The organism is Halomonas sp. DP1Y21-3, assembly GCF_019801245.1.
In the GTDB taxonomy this organism is placed as follows: Bacteria; Pseudomonadota; Gammaproteobacteria; order Pseudomonadales; family Halomonadaceae; genus Halomonas; species Halomonas litopenaei.
This window is the reverse complement of sequence record NZ_JAHVJM010000001.1, coordinates 1-7,592: the sequence shown is the minus strand read 5'-3', so window position 1 is coordinate 7,592 and position 7,592 is coordinate 1. Positions and strand designations below refer to the sequence as shown.

Sequence of the window (7,592 nt, the reverse complement as noted above, 5' to 3'; positions counted from 1 at the left end):
TTGACACCTTGATGAGGGGCCTGAACGGGCCAGCGGGAGCGGTATGCTGCTAGACGAGGCAAGGGGCGACGTTGAAGCGTCCATGCGTGAACGGATGCAGCACTGGCTGGCCCGGCACTGTGAGCGCAGCGGCGCTGTCGATGAGGTGCGGCTGGTCGAGGGATTGGTGGCGTGGCGTGGGCCATCCGGCATCGAGCCAGTGGCGCTGTGGCCGGGCTTCAGCGAGGGCGAGGGCGCCGGCGAGGCACTGCTGGCGCTGGCAAGTGAGGTCGCCGAGGTTGCCAGTGGCATGGTCAGCCAACTGGATGAGGCGCACCTGGGCATCGGCTATCCGGTGAGCATGGATGGCGAGGTGGCAGGCGCGGTAGCGCTGAGCCTGGCGATTCCGCCTGGCCTGCGCGACACCTCCGACGACGGTGTGGCGCGGGCACGTCAGTCCCTGGTGCCACTGATGCAGCGACTCGAGGAAGGTGTCGCTGCGCTGGAACGGGACCTGATGAGTGAGCGGCAAGAAGACATGCTGCGACACCAGGCGGTACTCGGGGACCGCCTGTCCCTGCTGGCCGGCGTGCTGTCGGAGGCTACCTTCGCCGCAGCCTCGGCACAGCTGGTGACCCGTCTGGCCGAGCAGTTCGGTGCCGAACGCGTAAGCCTCGGCTGGCGCCGCGGTGCCAGTTGTCGCGTGTTGCAGATTTCCCACAGCGCCCAGTTCAATCGCAAGATGAATCGAGTGAAGGCCACGGCGGCGGCGATGGATGAGGCGCTCGACCAGTTGGCCAGCGTGGCTTGTCCTCCCGTGGAAGGTGCGGCAGGGCGGCACGATGGCGGTGTCCAGCTGGCCCATCAGGAGCTGGTCGCCCTCGGCGGTGTTCCTTCGGTGGTCAGCGTACCCTGCCTCGACGATGGGGTGGCGCGTGGCGCCGTGACCCTGGAACGCGATCGACCCTTTACCCTCGACGAGATCGAGGCGCTGGAGAGTCTGCTGGCGCTATGCACCCGTGCGCTGGAGGAGAAAAGGCGCAACGACCGGCCGCTGGTGGTCAAGGCGCTGGCATCGGCTGGCGAGCAACTGGAGCGCCTGCTTGGACCGGGACATCTCGGGCTCAAGCTGGCGGTGCTGGCGCTGGTGGCTCTGCTGGTCGCCTCCACCCTGATCACCACGGTGGAAGAGGTGGCGGCGGAGGTGACCGTCGAAAGTCGTGTGCAGCGGGTGATCTCGGCGCCGTTCCGGGGGTATCTCGAGGCAACCAGCGTGCGAGCCGGTGATCGTGTCGAGCGCGGGCAGGTGCTGGCGAGCATGGAAACCCGGGAGCTGCTGCTGGAACGGCTGCAATGGCAGAGCGAAATCGCCAAGCTGTCACGCCAGGAGCAGGAGTCCCGCGCGCGTGGTGATCGCGCCGGGCTCAACGTGCTGGCGGCTCAGCGAGAGCAGGCCGAGGCACGGGTTGCGCTGGTCGAGTCCAGGCTCAATCGGGCCACCCTGGTCGCGCCCTTCGATGGGGTGGTGGTCAGTGGCGACCTGACTCAGCGACTGGGCGCGGTGACCGAGCAGGGCGAGGAGCTGTTTCGCGTCTCTCCGCTGGACGGGTTTCGCCTGGACCTGGCCGTGCCCGAGGGCCGTATCGATGATCTGGCGCCGACCCAGCATGGCTCGATGGTGCTCGCCTCGATGACCGGCAAGCGTTGGCCGCTGGTGGTCGAGCGGATCACACCCCGGAGCACCAGCGGTGAAGGTCAGACCCGCTTTATCGTCGAGGCTCGCCTGGAGATGAACGCCGGCGAGGTTGACCCCCGGCAGGTGGAACGCTTGCTGCGCCCAGGGTTGTCGGGTATTGCGCGGGTCGAGGTCGGCGAAGGTCCGCTGATCGAGATCTGGACCCGCGGGCTGCGAGACTGGCTCAAGCTGACGCTGTGGCGCTGGTGGGGGTGAATCATGACCACTGCACTGTTCAGCCAGCACTGGCACCGAGTCGCCGATCTACGCCTGCGCCTGCGCCGGCATGCGCGTTTGTCACGCCACGAGTATCGCGGCGAGCCGTGGTACGTGCTGCACGATTCGCTGACTGGACAGGTGCATCGTTTTACGCCGGAGTCCTATCAGATCATCGGGCGACTCGATGGACGACGCACCCTCGACGACATCTGGCATCAGGTCAGCCGGTCGTTGGGCGAAGCCATGCCGACACAGCAGGAACTGGTCACCCTGATCGGTCGCTTGCATCGTGCCAATCTGCTTTCGGGGCACGAAGACATCAATATCGCGGAACTGTCACGGCGTCAGACGCGGCAGCGTCGCAGCAAGTGGCTGCAGCTGATCAAGTCGCCGCTGGGCATCCGCATCCCGCTGCTGGATCCGGAGCGCTTCGTCGCCGCGAGCTACCCGCTGGTAAGGCCGCTGCTGGGCCCGCTGGGCGCGGTGCTGTGGCTGGCGACCGTGGTGCTGGCGCTGGTGGTCGCAGGCATCCACTGGACGCAGCTGAGCGACAACCTGGCCGATCGGGTGCTGGGGGTCGACAATCTATTGCTGATGGCACTGGTCTACCCGTTGATCAAGACCCTGCACGAACTGGGGCACGCCTGGGCCACCCGCGACGCGGGCGGCGAGGTCCACGAGATCGGGGTGATGCTGCTGGTCTTTTTCCCGGTACCCTACGTCGACGCCAGCGCCGCTGCGGCCTGCCCGGACAAGGGCAAGCGTATGCTGGTCGGGGCCGCCGGGGTGCTGGTCGAACTCTGGCTGGCGGCGGCGGCCATGCTGGTGTGGGCCATGGCCGAGCCTGGCGTTGTTCGCTCGCTGGCCTTCAACGTCATGTTGATCGGCGGTGTCTCGACCCTGATGTTCAACGGCAACCCGCTGCTGCGCTTCGACGCCTACTACGTGCTGGCCGACTACCTGGAAATTCCGAATCTGTTTTCCCGCGCCAACCAGCAGCTCACCTACGTGGTCAAGCGCTACCTGCTGGGACGTCGCGATGTCAGCGGTCAGGCCGGTTCGCTCAAGGAGGCCTGGTGGCTGGTGGCCTATGCGGTGCTGTCCTTCGTCTACCGACTGATCATCATGGTGGTCATCGCCACCTTCGTCGCCACCCAGTACCTGTTCATCGGTATCCTGCTGGCGCTGTGGTCGGTGACCATGACGCTGCTGTTGCCCCTGTTCAAGCTGTTGAAGGCCATGTCCGTGGATAGCCAACTCGAAGGTTCTCGCACTCGCGCCTGGAGCTGGTTGCTCGGCGGCCTGGCGTTGCTGCTGGCGGGCCTGCTGCTGGTGCCCGCGCCTCACGCCACCACCCTAAAGGGGGTGATCGATTCTGCCGAGCCCGCGCGCCTGCGGTCCGGTGTCAGCGGTGAGCTGGTCGAACTGATGGCGATACAAGGGCAGCCACTTCGCACCGGCGACCCGATTGCCCGTATCGCGGCACCGGAACTCGAAGCCGAGGTGAGGCTGCTCGAGGCCAGGGCACGGGAAATCCAGCAGCAGCAGCAGGCCGACATTCGGGACCCGCAGGCGCTGTCGGTGCTGGCGGAGACTCAACGCCTGGTCGATGGTCAGCTGGTCGATGCCAGGCGCAGAGCGGCGGCGACATTGCTGACGAGCCCCCACGATGGACGCTGGATGATGCCCGAAGGGGCGCCCCTCCTGGGTAGCCATGTTCGCCGCGGCCAGGCCCTCGGGGTGCTGGTCAAATCCGGTGACCTGCGAGTGCGGACGCTGGTGCCGACCCACCAGGCGGAACTCGTGCGCGACGACCGGCGCAGCGTCAGCGTGCGTACCGGCGGTGATGCGAAGGCCGTCGCCTCGCACCTGCTGCGGTTGTCCCCTGGCGCCAGTCATGAGGTGCCGAGCCTGAGTCTCACCCAGAAGGGCGGAGGCGATGTTGCCCTGGACCCCACGGCGGCGTCGGGGGAAGGCGAGCCGCTGAGGGCCTTTCGTCGGCATCATCTGGCGGACTTCAGCGCCACAAGCCTGATCGAGAGCGCTGCAAGGGTGCGCCTGGGTCAAGGTGTCCAGGTGCGTATCGAGCACACACCGGAGCCGATTGGATTCCGCGTGTGGCGGCAGGTCCGGCGTTCCTTCCTGCGCCTGTTCGAGCGCTGAGTCGATGCTGACACGAGTTCCCGCAGACGTCATCAGCCGCGCCGAGCGCCCGGTGTCAGCACCTGGTGCACTGGAACGGGCCTGGCATGGGTTGAGGGCAAGCCTCGGCGGGCCCTCCTCGGTCAGACGATGGGTCTTGCGTTGCCGTCTTCCCGTCCTTCACTGGCATGCGCGGCAGCTGTCACGACTCGACGACACCGCGCTCGATGCGCAGGCTGGCCTTCTGCGCCAGGCGTTGCGCCGTCGCGGCGTGGTTGGGTGGCTATGGCCACGTGCTTTCGCCCTGGTCAGGGAAGTGGCACGACGTGAACTGGGCATGGCACACCACGACGTGCAGCTGTTGGGGGGCATGGTCCTACTGAAGGGACAGGTAGCGGAAATGCAGACCGGCGAGGGCAAGACCCTGACGGCCACTCTGCCGGCTGCTACCGCCGCCCTGGCCGGCATCCCGGTGCACATCATCACGGTCAACGACTACCTGGCGTCAAGGGACGCCGACAAGATGGGCCCCGTCTACGCCCGCCTGGGTCTCTCGGTGGCCTCGGTGGTCCACGGCATGACGCCCGCCGAAAGGCGCAGGGCCTACTCGGCGGATGTGGTCTACTGCACCAACAAGGAACTGGTATTCGACTACCTGCGGGACACCCAGGAGCTGGGCACCAGGCGTCACCCCTTGAGCGCCCACGCTGCACGACTGCAGGGGCGTCTCACCAGCCACAGGCTGCTGCTCAGAGGGCTGCACTTCGCCATCGTCGACGAGGCCGACAGCGTGCTGATGGACGAGGCGCGGACTCCCTTGATCCTGTCTGGCCCCGCCGGCGAGGGTGCACTGGATATTGCGCTTGTCGATGAGGCCATCGCCATGGCGAAGCGCTTTGTCGAGGACGAGCACTTCGTGCGGGAACAGGGGCAGCTGTTGTTGACCGACAGCGGCAAGCGTTATCTGGAATCGCAGGTCGAACGACTGTCCCGCCAGTCGATGGCCGGGCACTGGCAGGGACGTTCCCGTCAGCAGTGGTTGATCCAGCAGGCTCTGCTGGCGCAGCACCACTTTCAACGTGACGTCCACTACCTGGTACGGGATGGCAAGGTGCTGATCATTGACGAGCACACCGGCCGGGTGATGGAGGATCGGCGCTGGGAAAAGGGGTTGCAGCAGATGATCGAGCGCCGCGAAGGGTGCGAGCCCAGCGATCCCAACATTACCCTGGCGCGTCTGACCTACCAGCGTTTCTTTCGCCGCTATCGCCACCTGTCGGGTATGACCGGTACGGCCAGGGAGGTGCGGCGCGAACTCTGGACGACTTACCGTCAGAAGGTGGTGACGGTGCCTCCCCATCGGCCTGGCCGGCGGCGTCTCGGCAAGGTGATGCGTTGCGACACGAAGGCGGCCAAGTGGGAATGGATCTGCCAACGTCTTCCTTCTCTCGTCGCGCAAGGGCGTGCTGTGCTGGTGACCACCGTCAGCCTCGCTGATGCCGAAGCGCTTTCGGCGAGACTCAAGGCCAACGACATTGCACACCGAGTACTGAGCGCTCGCCAGGACGCCGACGAAGCGGCGGTCGTCGCCGCAGCCGGGGCGCCAGGGGCGGTCACCCTTGCCACCAGCATGGCAGGACGCGGGACCGATATTCCGCTTGATCCGGTGACTCGTGGCGCGGGCGGCCTGCACGTGATCCTGGCGGGCCATCACGACGCTGCGCGGATAGATCGTCAGATCATGGGGCGCTGCGCTCGCCAGGGTGATCCGGGCAGCGTCGAGTGGGTGCTGTCCGAAGAGGATGAATTGCTGACGGAACTGGATGGCTGGCAACGCCGTCTTGGAAGGCTTGCCACACGACTGCGCCGCGCGCAGCAGACCAGGGAGCGTCGCCACGCCCGGGAGCGGGTACGTTTGCTCGAAGCCGACTGGCGTGAAGATGACCAACTGGGTTTCAGCGGAAGAGGGGAGTAGCGTGGCGCGGAAGTGGCATCGCGCGGAAAGAGGCGCGTTCATTTCTTTCATCCGCTCTATGGTTTTTCCTACTGGCAGATCTGTATGGCCATGGTCTGCGCTGATAGCCGATCGTTGTTTAACCCTTGTCTTCGTGATGGAAAGGAAGTGCGCATGAAAGCAGCGAGATCACTGATCGTCGCCCTGGGATGCATCGCCGCGCCGGCACTGGCGCAGGACACGGACCTGCAAGAACCGGGATTTGGTGAAATAAGCTGCCTGGTGGAGCCAGGTCGCCATGCTGCTCTGTCGAGCCAGGTGCCGGGCGTCATCGAGCGAATCGACGTACAAGCGGGCGTGCGGGTGGCGGCTGGCGATCCGCTGTTTTCGCTGATGCGGGATGTCGAATCCGCCAGTGTCGAACTGGAGCGTTCTCGCGCCGCCTATGCGTCACGACGCATGCAGCGAAACCAGCGAATGATCGAGCGCAATATGCTCAGCGAGAGCGAACGTGACGAGATCGATACCGAGCTTCGCCTGGCCCGCCTGCAGGTCAATCTCGCCAATGCACGTCTGCAACAGCTCACGACGCGGGCTCCCTTCGATGGGTGGGTGAGCGAACGCCTGGCGGAGGAGGGCGAATTCGTTGACGCCACGCCGGTGCTTGAACTGGTTCAGCTCGATCCGCTACGCATCGAGGCCGCTTTGCCGCTGGCCGCTTACGGAAGAATCGCTGCAGGAGATGTCATCGAGGTAACGTTATCGAGCCCGGTGGGGCAACGCTATTCAGCGGAGGTCATCCATGTGGACCCGGTGATCGACGCTTCGAGCGGGACCTTCGCCTTGGCCATGCGGCTTGCCAACCCAGATGAGCAGATTCCGGCAGGGATCGCCTGTGAGCTCGGCGGCATCGTGGAAGGTGGCGACGCCTAGGCCGATTCGATACGTCAGTGGATGCTCCATGACGAGCCGGGTAAGCAGAGGCCGGGTAAGCAGAGAAAGCCCCGGCGGTTTGCTGCAGTTTCTTGGCGCCTTCCTCGTCGCCTTGTCGGGGATGTCATGCAGATGACGGTGGCGTGAAATTTTTTTACACGAAGTGCTTGCCAAGGCCGGTCCCAATCCGTAGAGTACGCATCCGCTGCCGGCGACGAGCAAACGTCACAGGCGGTAAAGGGTGGTAAAAGTGATTGTTTTGAAAAGGCTTTTTCAAGTCTTCGAGAAATTCCCCACTTGACGGGCAACGAGAAATCGGTAAAATGCGCGCCACTCGATCGGAGTCGCCAGGACGGCATCGCAGAATGCGCGTCAGGCTCGCTTCGCTTTCTCTTGAGTCCTGCAGGCATCGCTTGCACGGCGAAAAAAGAAAGCCTTGACGAAACGCTTCGCTTCTGTAGAATACGCCTTCCTCGCAGGGCGCTGCGCCAACAGGCGCTGCAAAGCGAGAAGCTCTTTAAAAATTGATCAGGTAATTCATGTGGGCGCTTGCCGATGAGTCAGTGACACTGTCACTGAAATATCAAGGCAAGCGACTCGTCAAACGAGACGTTTGAACCTTGAGCCAAG

Annotated in this window: 4 protein-coding genes; all 4 read left to right on the top strand. The window is 64.8% G+C overall.

Annotation, left to right across the window (positions count from 1 at the left end):
• The first annotated feature begins 43 nt into the window (after positions 1-43).
• The 4 genes from KUV74_RS00020 to KUV74_RS00005 are packed head-to-tail and all read left to right on the top strand — an operon-like array spanning position 44 to position 6,962.
• Positions 44-1,930, top strand: a complete 1,887-nt coding sequence (locus KUV74_RS00020; protein WP_222515316.1) for an efflux RND transporter periplasmic adaptor subunit — start codon at positions 44-46, stop codon at positions 1,928-1,930.
• A gap of 3 nt (positions 1,931-1,933) precedes the next feature.
• Entirely contained in the window at positions 1,934-4,096 is a 2,163-nt protein-coding gene (locus tag KUV74_RS00015) for an HlyD family secretion protein (protein ID WP_222515315.1), read from the top strand.
• A gap of 4 nt (positions 4,097-4,100) precedes the next feature.
• Positions 4,101-6,050 (top strand): DEAD/DEAH box helicase, encoded by a 1,950-nt coding sequence (locus KUV74_RS00010; protein WP_222515314.1) that lies wholly within the window; start codon positions 4,101-4,103, stop codon positions 6,048-6,050.
• Positions 6,051-6,062: 12 nt separating this feature from the next.
• Positions 6,063-6,962 carry an efflux RND transporter periplasmic adaptor subunit gene (locus tag KUV74_RS00005; protein ID WP_315900700.1) on the top strand — a complete coding sequence of 300 codons (900 nt, stop codon included), beginning with the start codon at positions 6,063-6,065 and terminating at the stop codon, positions 6,960-6,962.
• The last annotated feature ends 630 nt before the right edge of the window (positions 6,963-7,592 follow it).

Bases quoted from the DNA above. Each gene is read 5' to 3' on its own strand.
- KUV74_RS00020 (WP_222515316.1), top strand. From the start codon at position 44: ATGCTGCTAGACGAGGCAAGGGGCGACGTTGAAGCGTCCATGCGTGAA.
- KUV74_RS00015 (WP_222515315.1), top strand. From the start codon at position 1,934: ATGACCACTGCACTGTTCAGCCAGCACTGGCACCGAGTCGCCGATCTA.
- KUV74_RS00010 (WP_222515314.1), top strand. From the start codon at position 4,101: ATGCTGACACGAGTTCCCGCAGACGTCATCAGCCGCGCCGAGCGCCCG.